The 20,818-nt window shown below is 27.6% G+C and carries 23 protein-coding genes; 19 read left to right on the plus strand and 4 right to left on the minus strand.

The annotated features are described in order from the left end of the window. Window positions 1-11: 11 nt before the first annotated feature. Window positions 12-164, plus strand: a complete 153-nt coding sequence (locus QZ286_RS03050) for a hypothetical protein (protein WP_291255510.1) — start codon at window positions 12-14, stop codon at window positions 162-164. A 45-nt stretch (window positions 165-209) separates the two neighbouring features. Here QZ286_RS03050 and QZ286_RS03055 read toward each other — a convergent pair whose 3' ends face one another. Next, window positions 210-1,379 (minus strand): replication initiation protein, encoded by a 1,170-nt coding sequence (locus QZ286_RS03055; RefSeq protein WP_291255511.1) that lies wholly within the window; start codon window positions 1,377-1,379, stop codon window positions 210-212. Window positions 1,380-1,647: 268 nt separating this feature from the next. Here QZ286_RS03055 and QZ286_RS03060 point away from each other — a divergent pair, with 268 nt between their 5' ends. The 8 genes from QZ286_RS03060 to QZ286_RS03095 are packed head-to-tail and all read left to right on the plus strand — an operon-like array spanning window position 1,648 to window position 7,091. After that, window positions 1,648-2,757, plus strand: a complete 1,110-nt coding sequence (locus QZ286_RS03060; protein WP_291255512.1) for an amidohydrolase/deacetylase family metallohydrolase — start codon at window positions 1,648-1,650, stop codon at window positions 2,755-2,757. 8 nt (window positions 2,758-2,765) lie between these two features. After that, window positions 2,766-3,131, plus strand: coding sequence for a hypothetical protein (locus QZ286_RS03065; protein ID WP_291255513.1), 366 nt, complete (start codon window positions 2,766-2,768; stop codon window positions 3,129-3,131). Window positions 3,132-3,158: 27 nt separating this feature from the next. Then, window positions 3,159-3,524: an SFCGS family glycine-rich protein gene (locus tag QZ286_RS03070; RefSeq protein WP_291255514.1), complete on the plus strand. Its 366-nt coding sequence runs from the start codon at window positions 3,159-3,161 to the stop codon at window positions 3,522-3,524. Between the two features lie 13 nt (window positions 3,525-3,537). Beyond that, entirely contained in the window at window positions 3,538-3,822 is a 285-nt protein-coding gene (locus QZ286_RS03075) for a DUF4312 family protein (RefSeq protein ID WP_291255515.1), read from the plus strand. Between the two features lie 12 nt (window positions 3,823-3,834). Further along, window positions 3,835-4,548: a DUF4311 domain-containing protein gene (locus QZ286_RS03080; RefSeq protein ID WP_291255516.1), complete on the plus strand. Its 714-nt coding sequence runs from the start codon at window positions 3,835-3,837 to the stop codon at window positions 4,546-4,548. A gap of 17 nt (window positions 4,549-4,565) precedes the next feature. Then, the gene (locus QZ286_RS03085; protein ID WP_291255517.1) at window positions 4,566-5,204 is read left to right on the plus strand and encodes a DUF4310 family protein; all 639 of its coding nucleotides are present in this window, start codon (window positions 4,566-4,568) and stop codon (window positions 5,202-5,204) included. 15 nt (window positions 5,205-5,219) lie between these two features. Continuing rightward, window positions 5,220-6,323: a DgaE family pyridoxal phosphate-dependent ammonia lyase gene (locus tag QZ286_RS03090; protein WP_291255518.1), complete on the plus strand. Its 1,104-nt coding sequence runs from the start codon at window positions 5,220-5,222 to the stop codon at window positions 6,321-6,323. A gap of 15 nt (window positions 6,324-6,338) precedes the next feature. Next, the gene (locus QZ286_RS03095; protein WP_291255519.1) at window positions 6,339-7,091 is read left to right on the plus strand and encodes a KDGP aldolase; all 753 of its coding nucleotides are present in this window, start codon (window positions 6,339-6,341) and stop codon (window positions 7,089-7,091) included. A gap of 133 nt (window positions 7,092-7,224) precedes the next feature. Here QZ286_RS03095 and QZ286_RS03100 read toward each other — a convergent pair whose 3' ends face one another. Then, window positions 7,225-8,361, minus strand: a complete 1,137-nt coding sequence (locus QZ286_RS03100; protein WP_291255520.1) for a replication initiation protein — start codon at window positions 8,359-8,361, stop codon at window positions 7,225-7,227. 202 nt (window positions 8,362-8,563) lie between these two features. Between QZ286_RS03100 and QZ286_RS03105 the strand changes: the two genes are divergently transcribed. The 9 genes from QZ286_RS03105 (at window position 8,564) to QZ286_RS03145 (ending at window position 17,075) form a co-directional block, all read left to right on the plus strand. Continuing rightward, a complete protein-coding gene (locus QZ286_RS03105) occupies window positions 8,564-8,881 on the plus strand; it encodes a PTS sugar transporter subunit IIB (RefSeq protein WP_291255521.1) in 318 nt (105 codons plus the stop codon). Continuing rightward, window positions 8,881-10,245: a PTS cellobiose transporter subunit IIC gene (gene celB, locus QZ286_RS03110; RefSeq protein ID WP_291255522.1), complete on the plus strand. Its 1,365-nt coding sequence runs from the start codon at window positions 8,881-8,883 to the stop codon at window positions 10,243-10,245. The genes QZ286_RS03105 and celB overlap by 1 nt, the downstream gene beginning before the upstream one ends. Before the next feature lie 2 nt (window positions 10,246-10,247). After that, window positions 10,248-10,730 carry a GrdB-related putative oxidoreductase gene (locus tag QZ286_RS03115; RefSeq protein WP_291255523.1) on the plus strand — a complete coding sequence of 161 codons (483 nt, stop codon included), beginning with the start codon at window positions 10,248-10,250 and terminating at the stop codon, window positions 10,728-10,730. Next, entirely contained in the window at window positions 10,720-12,030 is a 1,311-nt protein-coding gene (locus QZ286_RS03120) for a Sapep family Mn(2+)-dependent dipeptidase (RefSeq protein WP_291255524.1), read from the plus strand. Before QZ286_RS03115 ends, QZ286_RS03120 begins: the two co-directional genes overlap by 11 nt. A 197-nt stretch (window positions 12,031-12,227) precedes the next feature. Continuing rightward, the gene (locus tag QZ286_RS03125; protein WP_291255525.1) at window positions 12,228-14,270 is read left to right on the plus strand and encodes a PTS sugar transporter subunit IIA; all 2,043 of its coding nucleotides are present in this window, start codon (window positions 12,228-12,230) and stop codon (window positions 14,268-14,270) included. Window positions 14,271-14,293: 23 nt separating this feature from the next. Beyond that, the gene (locus tag QZ286_RS03130; protein ID WP_291255526.1) at window positions 14,294-14,944 is read left to right on the plus strand and encodes an L-fuculose-phosphate aldolase; all 651 of its coding nucleotides are present in this window, start codon (window positions 14,294-14,296) and stop codon (window positions 14,942-14,944) included. 18 nt (window positions 14,945-14,962) lie between these two features. Beyond that, window positions 14,963-15,400: a PTS sugar transporter subunit IIA gene (locus tag QZ286_RS03135; protein ID WP_291255527.1), complete on the plus strand. Its 438-nt coding sequence runs from the start codon at window positions 14,963-14,965 to the stop codon at window positions 15,398-15,400. Between the two features lie 13 nt (window positions 15,401-15,413). Next, window positions 15,414-15,800, plus strand: a complete 387-nt coding sequence (locus tag QZ286_RS03140) for a PTS sugar transporter subunit IIB (RefSeq protein ID WP_291255528.1) — start codon at window positions 15,414-15,416, stop codon at window positions 15,798-15,800. A gap of 12 nt (window positions 15,801-15,812) precedes the next feature. Further along, window positions 15,813-17,075, plus strand: a complete 1,263-nt coding sequence (locus tag QZ286_RS03145; RefSeq protein ID WP_291255529.1) for a PTS transporter subunit IIC — start codon at window positions 15,813-15,815, stop codon at window positions 17,073-17,075. Between the two features lie 65 nt (window positions 17,076-17,140). Here the strand turns inward: QZ286_RS03145 and QZ286_RS03150 are convergent, their stop codons facing one another. Next, window positions 17,141-17,467, minus strand: coding sequence for a hypothetical protein (locus tag QZ286_RS03150; protein ID WP_291255530.1), 327 nt, complete (start codon window positions 17,465-17,467; stop codon window positions 17,141-17,143). A gap of 24 nt (window positions 17,468-17,491) precedes the next feature. Further along, entirely contained in the window at window positions 17,492-17,854 is a 363-nt protein-coding gene (locus tag QZ286_RS03155; protein WP_291255531.1) for a PAS domain-containing protein, read from the minus strand. Between the two features lie 281 nt (window positions 17,855-18,135). Here QZ286_RS03155 and secA point away from each other — a divergent pair, with 281 nt between their 5' ends. Next, window positions 18,136-20,682 (plus strand): preprotein translocase subunit SecA, encoded by a 2,547-nt coding sequence (gene secA / locus QZ286_RS03160; protein WP_291255532.1) that lies wholly within the window; start codon window positions 18,136-18,138, stop codon window positions 20,680-20,682. The last annotated feature ends 136 nt before the right edge of the window (window positions 20,683-20,818 follow it).

The following is a 20,818-nucleotide window of genomic DNA, read 5'->3' on the forward strand; positions in this document are numbered from 1 at the left end:
AGAGGTTAAAAATGGAGATATCGAGCAACATAATGCTATATATAATACTTGGTATAGCAACACTTTATATTCTGTACAAAAGTACAAGTATGATATTTAAGATAGGATTTATTCTATGTGTCACAGGATACTTGTATTATCAATATACTCAAGGATTGTTATAAAATACAGCACCATTATCTAAATAATTAAGATGATGGTGCTGTATTTTAATTTTCAAAAAGAGATATATAACTAATACTATTAGTATTATATTCAGCAAAAATAATAAATTCATTATCAAAGTATTCTAATTCATGTATTAATCTTAAATTTTGTAAGGATTTTAGAAAATGTGGATTTAATGTTAAATAGTTAAATTGTAAGTTTGCAAGTATTTTAAATAAATCTGAATGTAATTGAGCAAGAGAATCGTATTTTTTTTCTATATTTTCTATTTGTTTAAAAGTATCGTGAAAATTTTTAATTTTATTTTTAAAACGATTATCAAAATAATTTAAATTTAAAGCTTCAATCAGAAAATTAAAAAAATTATTTTTATCAAAATGTTCAAGTGTATACTGAATATTTTTTTTTATATATTCAAATCCCTTATCATCAATTAATTTGAAAATAAAAGACCAAATTTCTTGCTTATGACTTAAAGTAGGAATATCTTTTTCAATAATACTTATTAGTTTATTCGTTAAATATATTTTTTCTTCCTCATTGATATCTTTTATTTCTAAAAATAAACCAATTATTTTTGAGTTGCTTGAGTTTATATTTTTTATTTTTGTATATGTAATACTTTTTCCAGTAATATTTGTAATTTCATTAATTGCAGGTTTTAAAATAAGTTTTTCAAAATCAAAAAAGCGATCATATGAATTAGTTAGATTTAAAATAGTTTTTAATTTAGAGATAGATATCTCAATAGATTTATTCATAGAAATATTAAATTTTAATAAATTATATAGAGTTATTGCATGCTCATTTTGTAAGAAAAAAAGTATTTCAAAATCATTTTTTTGAAAGTAAGAATTTTTTTTAAATATTGAAATAAATTCTTCAGAAAATTTTAGTTTTATAGAATCCTTTTCAATATAATAAGAAGAAATAATTGCAAAACTACCTCGTTGTTCTAAAATATCTAGTTTATAAATTGAATAAATAATTTTTTTATCCATTAATTTTTGAATAAATTTTAAAATATTTTCTAATTCACCAAGAAAAAGTTTTTTTTTAATTTTTAAAATAGAAATAGAAATATTATTTTGAAGAAGATCTTCTTTATTTTTTATTAAAGAGTCTAAAAATAATTTTTCTTTTTTGGTAAATGATTTATTTAATCTAACGGAAATATCATTTTCATTTAAACTTATATAATTTTTTTCCATAAAATTCTCCTTTTTTTAAAAAATTTATATTGAAAATATATATTTTATGATTTTATCAACGATAAAAATAAATTTATTTTTTCGTTATACATATAATAACATATTATTTTACTAAATTAAAGTTTAAATAATAAAAAATATATAAAAAAATAACGACGAAAAATCAAAATTTGACAAAAAATATAAAAAGTAGTATAACTGATATTGAAAATAAAGTTTATATTTGATACGAAATGTTATATAATTTTATGAAGCGGCGGTGGTAAAAATGGAGTTAATACTGAAAAATGGAAAATTATTAGATATTAAGAATAATTTTCTTTATAAAAAATCGGATATTTTAGTTAAAGATGGTAGAATAGAAAGAATAGCTGAAGTAATTGATAAACCTGGAGTAAAAGAAATAGATTTAAGGGATAAAATTATTTCACCAGGATTTATAGATGTCCATGTGCATTGTTTTCCTAAAAATACTGTAATAAGTGCAATTCCTGATAGTATAGGTATAAAAATGGGAGTTACTTCCATAATAGATGCTGGAACTGCAGGGGCAGATACAATGGATGAATTTTATGAAGAGTTTGTATTAAAATCAAAAACAAGAATATTTTCTAATTTAAATATTTCAAGTTTAGGATTGAGAACTTTGAGTGAATTATCGAATTTAAATAATATCGAAAAAGAGAAAATAGAAAAAATTATAAGAAGATATAAAGGAGTAATAGTTGGATTAAAAGCTAGAGCCAGTGGATCGGTGGTCAAAGAACAAGGAATTGAACCTATAAAAAGAGCTAAGCAAATAGCAAGGGAATTAAAGTTACCTTTGGTTGTTCATATTGGGAATGCTCCACCAAAAGTAGAAGAAGTATTAAATTTATTAGAAAAGGGAGATGTAGTAACTCATTGTTATAATAATAAAAAAACTGGATTAATTAGAGAAGGAAATGTTATTCCAGAAGTCTTTAAAGCAAAGAAAAAAGGAGTGCTATTTGATGTGGGACATGGATCTGAAAGTTTTTCATTTGATACAGCAAAAATAGCATTAGAAAAAGATTTTGAAGCAGAGTTAATAGGTACAGATTTATATGAAAGAAATATACTAAAGCCAGTGCAAAGTTTAGAGACGACTATCAATAAAATGTGGAATCTAGGAGTACCACTAGAAAGATGTATAGAAAAGGTAACAAATATTCCTGCTCAAGTTTTTAAACTAAATAATTTAGGAGAATTAAAAAAAGGATCTTTTGCAGATTTTACTATTTTTGAAATAAAAAATGATAAAATTCAAGTAGAAGATAGTGTAGGAGTAAAATTAGAAATTAATAAATATATAAAAATTAAACTTGTGTATATAAAAGAAGAGTTGATAGAAATATAGGAGGAAATATGGAGTTATTATTAAAAGATGTACAAGAAAGATTAAAAATGGCAGATGAGGAGTTTCTATCTTATGATGCAGATATAAAACATATTACTCAAATTTTAAAAGACGAAGAAATAGAATTTCAGCCAGATTTTAAATTAGTTTTTTATGCACATATGGTAAGTCTAATGAAAAGATTAAAAGAAGATATTCCTTTAAATTGTGGAGAAGATTGCCCAGAAGAGGAAGTGGAAATAAGAGCGATTAAAGTTGCAGAAAAATTAATAGAACCATTAGCAAAAAAGTATGTTAGAGATTTAAATAGAATGGAAATTATTTTAGCAGGAATTCAGTTACAATTAGCAATTGAAATGCAAAAACAAGAATAAAGATAAGGAAATTATTAAGGAGGAAAAATGGAAAAAGAAATAATTGTGGTAATAGGACACAGATTGGGAAAAGGTCAAAATGTGGCTAAAGGAGTAGAAAAAGCAGGAGGAAAAGCAATAGTTATTTCTGGAATGGCGGCAGATATGAAATTAGGAGATGTAATGAAGGAAAATAATGCAACTATAGGAATTTCATTTTGTGGAAGTGGAGGAGCAGGAGCAATAATGGCTCAAACAAAATATGGGTATAAAGCAACACATCACTTGAGGTCAGTAGAAGCAGGAGTTACTGCAATAAAACAAGGATATCAAGTTGTAGGTTTTGGATTTTTAGATACTGAAGAATTAGGTGAAAAATTAGTAGAAGAATACAAAAGAATAAATAATTTATAAGAAGGTGAATAAGATGAGAGAGGCAAAGCTAAAAATTGAAAAGAAAAATATAATAATAAAAGAAATAGGGAAAACAAAAGAAGAAGCATTAGGAAAGATATTTGCCTCATTTAGAAAAAAAGTTCAAGAAAATATTGATGGAGTTATTTTAAAACTAGAACCAATAGAAACATATCTCATAGATATAAAAGAAGAGAAAAAAATAGAAAAGTTTTTAGAAGTTTTTATGCCGAGAGAGAAAACGGTATATTGTGTTGAATTAGAAATAGAATATGAAGTAAAGTATATAAAAATATAGAGAGGAGAAAGTATGTTAACAATAATAATAAAATCATTAATAATTGGCTTTATAGGTGGAGCTGCTTTAACAGCAGGAGCTGCAAGGATGTTTCATACTCCTAATTCTCAATCAATGGGAGCTTTTAGAACATTAGGGGAATTAAATGCATGTCAAGGAGATACAATGGCTCATTTTTCATTTGGATTAGGTTTTTTATTTAACTCAGCGGCAGCAGTAGTAGCTTCAGGAGCATTAACTCAAGATGTATTTCATAGAGTAATACCGAATTTTGCAGCAGCAATATTATTAGTGAAGAATAAAAAAGTAGAAGAAACTTTATACGATCCTTTTAAAATGGGAGTTGTAGGAGGAATAATAGGGGCAATAGTAATTACTTTTTTAAATACAGTAGCTTTTTTAATTCCACTTTCATTAGCTAATATAGCAAAAGAAATTTTATCACCAGCAGCAGCAATGATGATAAATCCAGTTATGCCGATAGTCTTTTGGCTTGCAGCTTTAGATGCAGGAAAAATAACAGGTATTTGGGCAACAGTTTTGGGAGGATTGTCACACATGATAATGGGAAATGCTGTTCCAGGAATAGTATTAGGAATTTTGATAGGACAAACAATAGATGAAAGTGGATACAATAAATCAGTTAAAATTATGATAACCATAGTTATAGTTTTATTTGTAATAATTGCATATTTTAGAGGATTTTTAGGGAAATTAGGATTATAAAAAGTGGAGGAATCTAAATGAAAGATAATAAAAAGAATTTTTTATTAGCAGATATATCATTTCCTTTGTTAGTAGGAATGGCTTGTGCAGCTATATTTGCGGGGACACACATGTATGTAGTTCATAAAGTTGGAGCATTTAATGAAATATTTGTTGTAAAAATGCTAGATCAAGGTCTTAATGGTGGAGATTATGCAGCGGCAGCAGGATTTGCAGCAGGATTTCTAATAGCAAGAATATTAGAAGGACCTTTAGTTGGTTTGTTAGATATTGGTGGTGCTTTAATGACAGGAGTTGGAGTTGGAATACCAGCATTACTATTAGCTTCTGGAATAGAGACACCAGTTAAAAATTTTCCATTAGCACTTATATGTGGAGGAGTTATTGGAGTTTTAATAGGATTAATAATAATAGGAATAAGAAAAGCTATGCCAGAAGGGATGTCTGCAAGTGGAACTGGAATAATGATGGGAGCAGGAAACGCAACTGGAAGATTTTTAGGACCATTAATTATTTTATCAGCTATTCAATATAATATACCAGCAGGAATAGGGGCATTTTTAGGAGCAGCATTATTTTATAAATATGATAGACATATAGCTGGAGGAGCAATAATAGGAGCAATGCTTTTAGGAGGATTAGCGTTACTATTTTAAAATAGGAGATGAAAAATGAATATTTATGAAAAAATTGGATTAAAGAGAGTAATTAATGGCAGTGGGAAGATGACTGCTTTAGGAGTTTCTAAAGTTAGTGATACAGTAGTTGAAACAATGAAAGAAGCTGGACAAAATTTTGTTGTAATTGATGATTTGATTGATCGTGTTGGTGAACTGATATCAAAAATAACTGATGGAGAAGATACATGTGTAACTTCAAGTGCATCAGCAGCAATAGCTCTGACTACAGCAGGATTGATTACAGGGGAAAATATATCATTAGTTGAAAGAATGCCGGATAGTACAGGATTAAAAAATAAGATTATCTTACAAAAAGGTCATTCTGTTAATTTTGGAGCACCAATAACTACAATGATAAGACTTGGAGGAGGAGTTCCAGTTGAAGTTGGTTATAGTAATGAAGTAAAAAAAGAACATATAGAAGAAGCAATTGATGATAAAGTAGTAGGGTTACTTTATGTAAAATCACATCATTCAGTTCAAAAAGGAATGTTATCAATAGAAGAAATGGCAGAGATTGCACATAAATATTCACTGCCATTAATAATAGATGCTGCTGCTGAAGAAGATATTAAAAAATATCTAAAATTAGGGGGAGATTTAGTAATTTATTCAGGAGCTAAGGCATTGTGTGGTCCAGCCTCAGGATTTGTAACAGGGAAAAAAGAATATATTAAAGCAATAAAACTTCAATATAAGGGAATAGGTAGAGCTATGAAAATTGGAAAAATGTGTATGATGGGAGTTTTGAAAGCTGTTGAAGAATATTCGAAGAGAGATGAAAATAAAATAGTAGAAGAGCAAATAAGATTAGCTAATTTATTAATAAAAAATTTAGATGATGAAAATAAGGTATCTACATCTATAGTAAAGGATGAAGCTGGTAGAGAAATTTATAGAGTTCAAATTAGTCTAAATAAGGAATTAACTAATATTAGTGGAAAAGAATTTATGAAACAACTTCAACAAGGGGAAGTAGAAATACATGTTAGAAAGCATTATGCGAATTTGGGTATTATAAATGTCGATATGAGAGCATTAACAGAACAAGATATAGAATTTATAGCAAAAAGAATAAAAGAAATTTTAAAATAAACAAAGGGAGAAAATATGAGAACAAAAATAAAGTTTTATAAAGATAAATTAGCAGTAAATTTTTTAGCTAAAGATAAAGAAAATGGAAAAGAAGTATATGAAGCTATTGAAGGGTATACGGCTGTAGGTGTTTTATCTAAACAATTTAATAATGTAGAAGAAGGAATAGAATATGTAAAAGAATTTCAAAAAAGTGTTCCAGTAGTATCTGTAGGATTAGGTTCTGGAGATCCAGCACAATTTCAAAAAGCAGCTCTTATAGCAGCAGCAACAAATCCAGGACATGTAAATCAAGTATTTACAGGAGCTGGATATGCAGCAGGGGCTATGAAAGTATTATCAGCAGATGAAACTGCAATAAATGTTTTGATGAGTCCTACAGGAATACTTGGAAAAGTCAAAATTTCAACAGGAGAATTAAGTTCTAAAGAAGAAGATGCAATTGTAGATGTAGATACAGCAATGGCTATGTTATTAGATATGAAAGCTCATTCAGTAAAATTTTTTCCGATGGGAGGATTAAAATCAATAGAAGAGTTAAAAGTTGTAGCAGAGGCATGTGTAAGACATGGAGTTCCAATGCTTGAACCTACAGGTGGAATAACACTAGAAAATTTTAAAATTATAACAAAGGTATGTTTAGATGCAGGAGTTAAAAAAGTAATGCCTCATATTTATAATGCTGTAATAGATTCAGAAACTGGAAAAACAAAAATAGAAGATGTAAAAAAAGTTTATGAAATGATGAAAGAGTTATTAGCTGAATAAAATAGAGAATATTAGAAATAAATTGTTAAAATATGAAGAAAGAGTATAGAGAAATATTTTTCTATACTCTCTTTTTTCATTTAAAATAATTTCTAATTTTATATAAACTAGGGATATTTAACTATTTAAATTTTTAGTTAAGATGTTGTTTTACCAAGAAAGTTGATTGCCCCTCTTTTTTATAATCTAAGTAGATACTATAATTTTTTTCATGATATTGTAATACTTTATCTTTTGTTAGAAAAAATATTTTTGATAGAAATTGAATTGAGAAAATTTCAAAATTAATAATTATATTTCTGTTGTGTAGCTCTTTTATCATCTTTAAAACAGAGCTATGTAATTCAAAAAGTGAGGTAAAAGTTTCACTTCTTTTAAATAGTACAATCTCTTTTTTATAGTTATCTAAAGTTAAAAGTTTTAAAAGATAACTTTCAAAATTTTTAGGATTTATTTTTATAGCATAGTTTATTCTCTCTTCTATATACTGTTTTCCTTCAATATCAAGTATTTTTTTCATCTCATTATAGACATGATCAAAATTTTCAATTCTATCTTTGATTATATTTAATAAATAGTTTATAATTTTATTGTTTTCGTAATTGAATGTACAAATAAATTTTAATTTTAAAATTTTGGAGTTTTTATGATCAGAAGCTCTGACCTTTTCATAGACGATTTTTAGTGTTGAATTACTATTGATATCCTCAATAATAGGAAGAAGAACATTCTTCTCGAAATCATAAAATCTACTATAATTTTTATCGTTTAAATTGAATAGTGTTTTTAAAGTTTCAATATCAAAAATATATTCATTTTGTTTATCAAGAATAAATTTTTGATAAAGTAAGTGTGTGTATCTCTCTCTAAATTCAAGCAGATAATTTAAATTTAACTTGTTAAAAAAAGAGTTTTCATTAAAAGAGCTATAGAACTCTTGAGAAAAATTTATACAGATAATATTTTTGTCAATATGGAATGAAGATATTATAGATATATATGTAATTGGTTTGTCATCATAAGAGATGATAATATTTTTCTCTTTTAATTTTAAAAGATCGTAAAAAATATTTTTTTCCAACTCCTCATAGTCAGAGTATATTTTTTTCTCTAAAAAAATCTCTTTGTTGATTTCAGAGTAACGATTATAATTATTATTTTTAAAAATAAGGAGAATGGCCTTATCCTTTTTTGTTAAAAATTTATTAAAATTTATTTGAAAATTAGATAAATTCTTTTTAGTAAGATGTTGTATGAAAGAATTTTGCAATTTTTGAGTACCTCCTAAAAAAAAATACACACGAAAAAGATAAAAAAAGACTCTCGTTATATGTAAATAATATCATATTTTTATTGAAATATCAATTAAAATCAACGAAAATGAAATAAAAATGTCTGTTTTGACAGAAAATGAAATGTAATATATATTATAGGTACAAAAATATATGATATATGAAGTTGGAGGAGTATTTATGAAGAAGAAAGTTTATTTATTTTGTTATGCAGGAATGTCAACTAGCTTATTAGTTGCAAAAATGAATAAAGTAGTGGAGAAATTTAATTTACCAATTGAGATAGAGGCTCATTCATATGCACAGGCTCATACAATAATACCAGAACAAAAACCTGATTGCATAGTACTAGGACCACAAGTAAAGTTTATGTTTGAAGATATGAAAGAGAAGTATGCACCAACTCCAGTAATGGTAGTAGATACAGCTGATTATGGAGCTATGAACGGAGAAAAAGTATTAAAAGAGATAATCAGAGTATTAAAAGGGGGTAAATAATGAATAAATTAATGGGAAATTTGGAAAAAGTTTTAATGCCATTGGCTGAAAAGATTGGAAGAGATAAGTATCTAATATCTATTAGAGATGGATTCTTAGTTTCTTCACCACTATTAATAGTAGGATCTTTATTCCTTCTAGTTGCTAACTTTCCAATACCAGGTTGGAATGAGTTTTGGGCAAGATTCTTTGGAGAGGGATGGGCAGATAAATTATCACATCCAGTATCAGCAACATTTGATGTAATGACAATATTAGCAGTTATAGGAATAGGATATAGTTATGGACGTCAAGAGGAGGTAAATGGAATAAACTCTGCAGCAATAGCTCTAGTATCATTCTTTATCTTAACACCATTTGTTATATCTTTCGTTCCTCAAGGTTCTTCAATCACTTATTCTGTAAGTGGTATACCATTAGGTTGGATGGGATCAAAAGGTGTTTTCGTTGGTATGTTTACAGCTATATTATCAGTAAAACTATTTGCTAAGATAATAAAGAAAGGAATAATTATAAGAATGCCTGAAGGAGTTCCACCTACAGTAGCAAAATCTTTTGAGGCTTTAATTCCTTCAGCTATAGTTATGATAGTTGTATTTATAATAAAAACTCTATTTGAAATGACAGAATTTAATGATATTCATACATTTATCTACAAGTTTTTACAGTTACCATTGGTGTCTATAGGAGCAACTTTACCAGCTTGTGTTATTTCATATATATTCTTACACCTATTCTGGTTTTTTGGAATAAATGGTTCAAGTGTAGTTGGAGCTGTATATAACCCAATATTAAGAGTTTTATCTATTGAAAACCTAGAGGCTTTCAAAACAGGAGCACCTCTACCTAATATAATAACAGGACAATTCCAAGATATGTTTGCAACATTTGGAGGAGCTGGAAGTACATTATCATTGATAGTAGCAATGTTATTTGTATGTAAAAGTAAGAGAATAAGAAATTTAGGAAGTTTATCATTATTACCAGGAATATTTGGAATTAATGAACCAATTATCTATGGATTACCAATGATGTTAAACCCATTGATGTTAATTCCATTTATAATAGTTCCTACATTCAATATTATTGTAGCTTACTATGCTATGTTCTTTGGATTGGTACCATATACAAATGGTGTTCAATTACCTTGGACAACACCAATTATTTTCTCTGGATTCTTAACAACAGGAGTAAGAGGAGCAATTTTACAAGGAATACTATTCGTAATTGGAGTTTTAATATATATTCCATTTATTAAAATCATGGATAAACAATATTTAATGGAAGAAAATAAAGAAGAGGAGAAGGAAGAAGAGGACGATATCTCTTTTGAAGATGTTTCTTTTGATGATTTAGAGGTGTAACTATGACAAAGATAATGTTAGTATTAAATCAAACACAAGCTGGACAAGGTGGAGAGGAGAACTCTTCTCTATCTCTAGCTGGAAAAAAGGGAGCTTTAGGGCCTGGAGTTATGATGGAACCATATCTAAAGGAGTTTGATGCTAAGATAATAGCAACAATATTCTGTGGTGACAAGAATTTTTTAGAAAATGAACTAGAAAATAGTAAGAAAATAGCAGCTATGGCAAAAAAACTTGAAGCTGATGTCATTGTTTGTGGACCAGCATTTAACTATGAAAGATTTGGAGAGATGTGTGGTTATTTAGTAAGATTCTTAAGAGAAAATACTAATATACCTTGTGTGGGAGCTATGAGTGAAGATAATCCAGCATATGAAAAATATAGTGGATTAGATCTAGTAAAAACTCCTAAAAAAGGTGGAATAGGCTTAAATGATGCTTTGAAAAATATAGTTAAGAAAGCTGTTGAGTGCTGTGAAAAATAAAATTGAAAATTTGCTAAATAATTTAAAACCTGAGATAGAGAGAGATTTTTCAGATTTAATCTCAATTAGAAGTTTAAAAGGAGAAAAGGAAGAGGGTTATCCTTTTGGAAGAGAGATAGGAAAAGTCTTAGAAACAGGATTAAATATAGGAGAAAAACTAGGATTTAAAACAAGAAATTTAGATGGTTATGCTGGAATATTGGAGATGGGAGAATCTGATGACTATATAGGAATTTTTGGACATTTAGATGTGGTTCCAGAGGGTACAGGTTGGAAGACTCCACCATATACTTTGACAAAAGATAGCAGGAAATTCTACGCTAGAGGTGTATTAGATAATAAAGGACCAATATTAGCTTGTATCTATGGTGTAAAAATCTTAAGAGAGTTGGGAATAAATTTTAATAGAAAAGTTAGAATAGTTTTGGGAACAGATGAAGAGAGTGGAATGAGTGACATGAACTACTATCTTTCTAAGGAGAAGCCCCCAGTTATGGGATTTACTCCTGATTGTAAATTTCCAGTAGTCTATGGAGAGAATGGGGTATTGAGAATAAAACTTACTTATCCTCTACTTGAGGGAAAAAGTTATAGATTAGAGAGAATAGAGGGAGAGTATTCAAAAGCTTTTATTCCAGATTATACAAAAATCTGTTATCAAAATGGTGAAAAAATAGAAGAAATAGTTGGTGAGGGAAAAAAAGCTCCTTCAAATAATCCATACTTAGGAAGCAACTCACTAATTAATGCTATCTCCTCAATTTCAGATGAGATATTGGAAAAATTAGATGCTGGATCTGCTTTTAAAGAGATATTGGATCTATTTTCAGATGTTTATGGAGAGAGATTGGGAATAAAGTATAAGAATCCTGAGACAGGAGAGGTCTTAGTGAGCTTATATGAGATTAAGAAAAATGAGGAAAAACTAGAGGTAGATTTAAGTGTAAGATACCCTGTTAATTGTAGTGAAAAAACTATAGTTGAAGAGATTGAAAAAAGAGTTAGTGGTAAGTTTGAAATTGAATTTTCAATGCCAAGTGTAGTTAAGGATAGAGAGGGTGAAATGGTTAGAAAGATGTCTGAAGCATATTTAGAAATGACTAACCTAGATAGTACCCCAGTTACTACTACAGGTGGAACTTATGCTAGAAAAGTACCTAACATAGTAGCTTTTGGACCATCTTTTCCAAATGAAAAAGGAATTGCTCACAATAGAGATGAATATATAGAGGTGGAGCATTTTTATAAATTAATAAAAATATATGCTTTGGCAATTTATAAGTTACTAGAGATAGAATAATAAAAAAAAGACTGAGGAGTTTGTAATTCTTCAGTTTTTTTATATTTTGTAGATATTTATAAAACAAAAAGTATTAAAATAATATTAAAAGTTGTTTTTTTCACAAAATAATGAAGGAAAAAGACCTTTTAAAAAAAAGTAAAATATATTAATATAATACTATAAAGGAATAAAAGTTTTGAGGAGGAGAAAAAGAGTTGTATTATGATAGTTTAACTTTGAAATTATTGAGATACATTAATAAGAGCATTGAAGAAGTAGCAGAAGAATTGAAAATATCAGAGAGAACTATAAGATATAGAATAAAAGATTTAAATGAAAATTTTTCTTCTCAAAAAAATTTCATTTATATAGAGAAAAAGATTATAAAATTTAAGGGAGAAATTTCATTTTTAGAGAAAATTTTAGAACAAGAAGAGTATGTCTTTGGTTCCAATGAAAGAATAGAGATAATACTACTATTACTATTATTTAATCCAGAAGGTTATAAAGCAGAAAAAATTATAACTATTTTAAATATAAGTAGAAGCACATTAAAACAAGATTTAAAAATATTAAGAAAAGAATTAAAAGAAAAGAACATAGAGATCATATCTAAGGCTAACAAAGGACTGATTATAGTTGGAGAAGAGCTGGAAATTAGAAAATTAATTTTAGAGAAATTGAGAAATTATTTTGTAGTAAAAAATGAAAAAATAGAGTTATTGGAAGATTTGGATTTATTAAAAAGAAAAATTATAGAGGATTTTTTAGAGAAGGATCTAATTGAGAGAGTAGCAGTATTTTTTAAAAAAATAAAAATAGATTTAAAAAAGAAAATTTCTGATGAAGCTTTTCAAATTATTTTTATATATTTATTAATAACATTGAAGAGATTAAGAGAGGAATTGCGTCTTGAGAAGTGTCAAAATTCTCAATTCATAAAAAGTACAGAAGATTATAAGGTGATTCAAAATAACATTGCTCTTTTAGAAGAGAAAAATATCAAAATAAATAGTGAAGAGATTATAAAAATAACAGAGTTTATTTTGGGAGCACACACCTACAATTTTCAGTATTCATTTTATGAGAATTGGATTTTAATAGAGAGATTTATTGATAATTTAATAGGAAAGATGAGCAAAGAGATAGAAATAAATTTAAATGAAGATAAAGTTTTGAGAGAAGGTTTAATAAATCATATAGTTCCAACTATATATAGATTGAAAAACAATCTTGTTTTACAAGAATCCATAGCAGAAGAGATAAGATATGAATATCCTAACTATTATATGAATATAAAAAAATTTGTGAAAGAGATTGAAAATTATATAGGAAAAAGTTTTTCAGATAATGAAATCGCTTTTTTAGTAGTACATTTTATTTTAGCTTTAAAAAGAAAAGAGGAAAAAATAAGAAATCATAAAAGAGTTGTTATTGTTTGTGGTTTGGGATATGGAACATCTAATTTATTAAAGCAAGAAATAGAGGAACTATTTGATATAGAGGTTGTGGATATAGTACCACTAAATAATATTAACAATATAACAGAGTTAGATGTTGATTATGTGTTGTCAACAATGGAGATAAAAGATGAGAAAATAAGTATTCCAATAATAAGAGTAAATGCTTTTTTAAAAAAAGAAGATATTATAAAATTATTAAGTTATGGAATAAAAAATAAAAAGATAGAAATAGAAGTTGAAGAGATATTAGAAGTGATAGAAAACTATATTGATATTAAAGATAGAGGGACAATAAAGAAAAAATTGTTAGAATACTCATCTGAAAAAGAGAAGATAAACTCTTTAGTTTCAAAATCATTATTAGAATTATTACCATTAAAAAATATAAGATTAGGTGTGAAAATTGATTCTTGGCAAGAAGCTATTGAAGAAGCTGGAGAGATATTATTAAAAAATAGTTACATAGATAAAGAGTATATAGAAGAGATGAAAAATAAAATTGTAGATTTGGGAACATATATGTTGATAGATGAGAAAGTTTTGTTACCTCACGGAGATATGGAGAGAAATGTTTTCAAAACAGGATTATCATATGTACAATTAGCAGAAGATATTATTTTTCCAGGAGGATTACCTGTCAAACATATATTTGCTTTATGTACTATGAATTCAGAAGAACATATAAAAGGACTTTTGGAATTAAAGCAACTTTTAGAAGAAAAAAAATTAAGAATAAAGTTAGAAAAATGTTTAGATAAAAAAGAAGTGTTAAAAATAATAGAGAAAAATCTTTAAAATAATTGAAGGGGTGATAAAAAATGATACTACAATTAGAAAGAGAAAAAGTAGTAAAATACTTAAACTTACTTGTACAAAAAGGGTTGACTAAGGGAACAGGAGGAAATATCTCTATTTATAACAGAGAGAAAAATTTAGTGGCTATATCTCCAAGTAGTGTTCCATATGATATTTTAACACCATATGATATTATGGTAGTCGATTTAGAAGGAAAGATTGTTGACGGAAATCCAGACTATAAACCATCTTCAGAAACAGAGATGCATTTAAGTGCTTATAGAGAAAGAAAAGATTTTGGAGCATTTATTCATACTCATGCAATGAATTGTACAGCGATAGCATGTTTAAGAGAACCATTAAGAGCAGTGGATTATATGATAGCAATAACAGGGACTAATGAAGTTAAATGTGCTGAATATGCTACTTTTGGAACACCTGAATTAGCTAAAAATGCAACTGAAGCAATTAGAGGAGCTAAAGCTTGTTTGTTAGCAAATCACGGAGTTAATGTTGGAGCAGAAGATATAGAAAATGCTTTTGCAATAACTGAATATGTAGAATTTTGTGCTGAATTGTATGTTAAAGCAAAATCAATTGGAGAGCCAGTAATTTTACCTAAAGATGAAATAGATAGACACATAGAGAAATTTGGATCATATTGTAAACTATAAAATAGAGAGTGAAGAGGAATGTTTGAAGAGAAGTATATATTTAGAATTGATAAGAAGATGACAAGAGATGAAGTGTTGGAAAAAGTAGGGAATGAATTTTTAAAAGATGGGATTGTAAACGAAAAATTTATAGTTGCTGTAAAAAAAAGAGAAAATGAGTATCCTACTGGATTGATATTAGAAGGTGGAACAAAGACTGCTATCTCTCATTCAGATGATGAATATGTATTAAAAGATAAGATAGCTATTATTTTAAGTAAAGAACCAGTAGTATTTAAAAGTATTGATGACTTAGATAAAGAAGTTGAATGTAATGTTTTCTTTGTAATGGCACTTACTAAGGAAAATAAAAATGATATTTTAGTAGTACTAATGGACTTATTTGAACAGTATGAAGAAAAATTAAAGAACTTTATAAATATGAGTAATCAAGAGATATTAGAGTTTCTAATGTAGAATGGAGGAGAAAATGGGGTTATTTAGCAAATTGTTTAAAAATAATGAGGGAGAAAAGGTAGAGAAAAAAGATGTTGTAGTTGAAGAGGTAAATACAACAGATAATAAAAAATATAGAGCGATCATAGCTTGTGGAAGTGGAGTTGCTACTTCAACTATGGCAAGAAAGAAAATAGAAAAAGGATTTGAAGAAAGAGGATTGAAAGTTGAGATAACTCAATGTAAAATAGGAGAATTAGAGAATTTAGCTAAAGTACAAAAGCCAAATTTTGTAATACATACTGTAGTTTTACCACAAGGATTAACATTTGATTGTCCTGTATTTTCAGGAGTACCTTTTTTAACAGGAGTAGGATTAACAAAAGCACTAGATGAAATTATAGATAGTATAAAAAAATAGGGGTGGAATTTTATGGGAATAATAAAAGCTTTATTGGATATGGGAGCTGTAGTCGTACTTCCAATTATAATATTTTTAATAGGAGTATTTTTTAGATTAAGGGTAAAAGATGCTTTTAAATCAGGTTTGACAATAGGAATAGGATTTGTTGGAGTAAATTTAGTAATAGGAATGTTGGTTGGAAATTTAGGAACAGCTACACAAAAGATGTCAGAAAGATTTAATCTTAATTTGACAACAATGGATGTAGGGTGGCCAGTAGAATCAGCTATTTCATTTGCAACACCATTAGTAATTTGGGTTTTCATATTAGCATTAGTAATAAATTTAATTATGTTGACAATGAATTGGACAAATGTAATGAACGTTGATTTATGGAATTTCTGGCACTTTATTTTTACCGGAGCCTTAGTATATTATACAACACATTCTATGGTATTAGCTTTAATAGCAACAGCAATTTCAATAGTGATAATCATAAAATTAGCTGACTGGGCAGCACCAATAATAAGTAAATACTTTGGAATGGAAGGTGTTACTTTCGCTCATATGGAGTCAATAAACTGGTTGCCTGTAGGATATGGAATTAATAAATTAATAGATATGATTCCAGGAATAAATAAAATTGATATCAGAATGAACTCTGGAGAAAATAAAAATACAAATTCATTGATGTCAATTTTTGGAGATCCAGCTATAATGGGATTAATTTTAGGAGCTATAATTGGAGCTTTAGCAGGATATGGATGGAAAGAAGTATTGATGTTAGCAATGAATTTAGCTGCTGTAATGTTTCTAATGCCAAGAATGGTAAAAATACTGATGGAAGGATTAATTCCATTATCAGAAGCTGCTCAAGAGTTTATGAATGCTAGATTTCCAGGAAGAAAAGTATATATAGGACTTGATGGAGCAATAGCTATTGGAGATCCAGGAATAATGTCAGTAGGAGTAATTATGGTACCTATATCACTATTATTAGCAGTGGTTTTACCAGGAAATACAATGTTACCTTTTGCAGATTTAGGAATAATACCTATATTATTAACTTGGGCAATAATTCCTTCTAAAGGAAATTTATTCAGAGCATTAGTATCTTCAATAATAGTAATGAGCTTGATACTTTTAATAGGTTCAGCTATGGCACCATTACTAACAACAATAGCAAAAGAGGTTGGATTTGCAATACCTGAAGGTGTAGGAAGTGTATCTTCATTGGATGCTGGTTCACATGTATTATCATATGTAATTTGGAAGATCTTTTCATTATTTTAGATAAGATAGAATAATAAAAAAAAGACTGAGGAGTTTGAGATTCCTCAGTCTTTTCTTGTGTGAAATTAAAAGTTGTCTTTGAGTTTAGAATAAAGTTGGTAAATTTTTTTATTATTAAGTTTAACAAGTTTTTTCATCTGATATATACTGATATCTCCACACTCGCTCTCCAATTTTCTATATTCAAATTGGATTCTATTTAATTTTGATTCAAGTATATTCAATTTAGGAATAGTTGAATGAAAGTTAGCTCTATCATTTTTTAAAGCTTTTTTAAACTTTGTTTCAAATAGATAAAATTTTCTATCTAATTTTTTAAATTTACCAATGATTAGGTTTAGTTTATAGTTTTCTCTCTCTAGTTTTTTTATTTCAGTTTTGATCTTATACATTTTGATAATATCCTTACTTTAGATTTAATTCTCTTTTGCTAAACAGAGAATTCCATTTTTATTGTGACCTAAGTTAATTTTTAATTTTAGAACATTGAATTTTTTACCAAAAGTAGTCTCTTCAATTATTATAAAATTATCTTCAAAAGCCTTACAATCACTGAGATAACAGTTCTCTAGAGTAGTTTTGTCCTGGATAAAATTATTGTCGCATTTTCCAATTACAGTATTTTGATCTAGAGAGAAAATCTCACAAAATTTATTATTAACATAGACATATTTAAAATCAGAATCCTTTATAAAAACGATATCCTTTTCTAAATTTATATCTAAGATTTCATTTAAAACATCTAGTAATATTTTTTTAAAATTTGTATTACCTAGCATACTGACTCCTTTTCATTACAAGCTGTAATATCAATCTGATTAAAATTAACTACCAAAATAAATAGTTGTATAAATTTTCAATTACTTTCTATTATTTTGATGCCACAAATTATATCACGTTTATTAAATTTATTTGTCTTTTTTTGGACAGAATTAATAAAAAATTCAAAAAATAATGAAGTGTTTTTTTAGTATAAATCCTAAAATAGAAAAATAAAAGATAAAATTGTGATAACATATTTAACAATATTAGTATATTATCAATGAAAGGGTAAAACAGTATGTTAAATATAGTAAAGAAAATTATTGGTACGAAAAATGATAGAGAGATTAAGAGATTAAAAAAAATAGTTAATAAAATAAATCTATTGGAAGAGAAGTTTATAAAATTAACAGATGATGAGTTAAGTTATAAAACTATAGAGTTTAGGGAGAGATTAAAAAAAGGAGAGACTTTAGATGAGATATTGATTGAAGCTTTTTCTGTTGTTAGAGAGGCATCTAAAAGAACTATAGGTATGAGGCATTATGATGTTCAATTATTGGGTGGAATAGTACTCTTTGAAGGAAAGATATCAGAGATGAAAACTGGAGAAGGAAAGACATTGGTAGCTACTTGCCCCATGTATTTAAACGCATTGGAAGGAAAGGGAGTTCATATTATAACAGTAAATGATTACCTAGCTGTTAGAGATAGAGAGATAATGAAGCCTCTTTTTGATTTTTTGGGAGTTACAACAGGAGTAGTATTAAATAATAGTAGTCCTGAGGAGAGAAAAGTAGCTTATGATGCAGATATAACATATGGAACTACAGCACAATTTGGTTTTGATTACTTGAGAGATAATATGGTACAAAATAGAGAGGAGAAGGTACAACGTGGATTTAGTAGTTGTATTATAGATGAGATTGACTCTGTATTGATAGATGAAGCAAGAACACCATTAATAATATCTGGAGCGAATAATGATAAGGTAAATTTGTATATACTTTTTCGACAAGTAGCAGATATATTGGAAAGAAGTTATGAAACAGAGAAATTACAACAGATAGATGATTTGAATGAAAGAGGAAAAAAACTTAATGATATTCCAGAGGAATTGAGGAAAGATTATGAAGTTAATGAAAAGGATAAGAATGTTATTTTAACAGAGAAGGGAATAAAAAAAGTTGAAAGTCTACTTCAAATTGAAAATCTTTATTCAACAGAGAGTGTAGAGTTAACTCATTACTTAAAACAGGCCCTATATGCAAAGGAACTATATAGAAAAGATAAAGAATACATAGTGAAGGATAATAAAATTGCTATAATTGATACGTTTACGGGAAGAATAATGGATGGACGTCACTTTGGAGATGGGCTACATCAAGCTATTGAAGCAAAAGAGGAGTTAGAAATAACAGGAGAAAGTGAAACAATAGCAAGTATAACTATTCAAAACTATTTTAAGATGTATAAAAAATTATCTGGAATGACAGGGACAGGAGAGACTGAAATTGCCGAATTTGTAAATACATATAATCTGAATTTAGTAATTATTCCAACAAATAAACCAGTTCAAAGAAAAGATCATGCAGATATACTGTATAGAACTCATGAAGAGAAACTAAATGGTATTGTAAATAAGATAAAGGAGATACATAAAAAGGGGCAACCTATTCTTGTGGGAACATCATCTATACAAAAATCTGAAGAATTATCACAGTTACTTAAAGAAAATGAGATAGAACACAGTGTATTAAATGCTAAATACCATAATGAAGAAGCTGACATAATTGCACAAGCTGGAAGATTTGGAGCTGTGACAATAGCAACAAATATGGCTGGAAGAGGAACTGATATACTTTTAGGTGGAAATCCAGAAAAATTAGCGATGAAAAATTCTTTAGAACAGGGAGAAGAGGAGTATCAGAAGAGTTATGAAAAATATAAGAAGATTTGTGAAATTGAGAAAGATCAAGTAAAAAAATCTGGTGGATTATTTATTTTAGGAACAGAAAGACATGAATCAAGAAGAATAGATAATCAGTTAATAGGTAGGGCTGGTAGACAGGGAGATGTTGGAGAATCTCAATTTTTTCTATCATTTGAAGATGAGATAATGGGAGTATTTGGATCAGAATATTTTAGAAAATTGGTTGATAAATTTAACTTTAAACCCAATGAGGAGATTTTACATCCAACTATAACAAAAACAATTGAAAAAATTCAGCAAAGTATAGAGAATAGAAACTTTACAGCTAGAAAAAGATTGTTTGAATATGATGAGATTATAAATATGCAAAGAAAATCTATCTATGAAAATAGGGATAAAATCTTGAGTAGTGATACTCTTAAAAGTTCAGTTTTGAATATGTTGAGAGAGGTTACAGAGAAGATAGTAAGAAAAAACATAGTGAAAGATATAGATGATAGATTAGATGTAGAGAATCTAGTTGAGTATTTTAATCAAAGATTTCAGCATAGTATTGAAAATTTAGAAGAATATAGATCTATGAATATAGATGAGTGTGTAGAGAGAATATATCTAGATTTAGAGAAAAAATATTTTGAAAAAGAGAACTCTTTTGGTGTAGGTGTGATGCCACAACTTGAAAAATACTGTCTGTTAACAATGTTAGATAAAAATTGGAGAAACCATATTAAAGAGCTAGATGATCTGAAATCTAGTATACATTTAAGGAGTTATGCTCAAAAAAATCCTGTGATAGAATATAAAATATTAGCAGGAGAGATATTTCAAGAGATGATTAGTAATTTTAAAGAAGAAGCTATATATATGATATTTGGAGCAACTTTAAAAGTTAAAGAGATAAATTTTCTATAAAAAGGGGCTGTTGCAAACTGATGGTTTTTAAATATCAGTTGCAACGCCTTTTTCTTTTTTTGCAAAAAAATAGAAATCATTTAATTGATTTCCTAGGTTTTTAATTTCTTAATTTAAATTTTGGCAGCACAAAAAA

Origin of the sequence: Fusobacterium sp., assembly GCF_019012925.1 — a bacterium.
Lineage (GTDB): Bacteria > Fusobacteriota > Fusobacteriia > Fusobacteriales > Fusobacteriaceae > Fusobacterium_A.